The sequence below is a fragment of the Kluyvera sp. Awk 3 genome (genome assembly GCF_028069715.1).
Lineage (GTDB): Bacteria > Pseudomonadota > Gammaproteobacteria > Enterobacterales > Enterobacteriaceae > Kluyvera > Kluyvera georgiana_A.
On the sequence record NZ_JANEWH010000318.1, the window covers coordinates 1 to 647 of the forward strand.

General features: G+C 50.8%; 1 protein-coding gene. It reads right to left on the bottom strand.

Going from position 1 to position 647, the window contains the following annotated elements; translation table 11 throughout:
- Window positions 1-647, bottom strand: a 647-nt coding sequence (gene bla, locus NNN71_RS24885; protein WP_271459611.1) for a class A beta-lactamase, incomplete at both ends; no start/stop codon positions are given.

Below are 647 nucleotides of genomic sequence, written 5' to 3' on the forward strand. Positions count from 1 at the left end.
GTGAGGCACCTATCTCAGCGATCTGTCTATTTCGTTCATCCATAGTTGCCTGACTCCCCGTCGTGTAGATAACTACGATACGGGAGGGCTTACCATCTGGCCCCAGTGCTGCAATGNTACCGCGAGACNCACGCTCACCGGCTCCAGATTTATCAGCAATAAACCAGCCAGCCGGAAGGGCCGAGCGCAGAAGTGGTCCTGCAACTTTATCCGCCTCCATCCAGTCTATTAATTGTTGCCGGGAAGCTAGAGTAAGTAGTTCGCCAGTTAATAGTTTGCGCAACGTTGTTGCCATTGCTGCAGGCATCGTGGTGTCACGCTCGTCGTTTGGTATGGCTTCATTCAGCTCCGGTTCCCAACGATCAAGGCGAGTTACATGGTCCCCCATGTTGTGCAAAAAAGCGGTTAGCTCCTTCGGTCCTCCGATCGTTGTCAGAAGTAAGTTGGCAGCAGTGTTATCACTCATGGTTNTGGCAGCACTGCATAATTCTCTTACTGTCATGCCATCCGTAAGATGCTTTTCTGTGACTGGTGAGTACTCAACCAAGTCATTCTGAGAATAGTGTATGCGGCGACCGAGTTGCTCTTGCCTGGCGTCAACACGGGATAATACCGCACCACATAGCAGAACTTTAAAAGTGCTCATC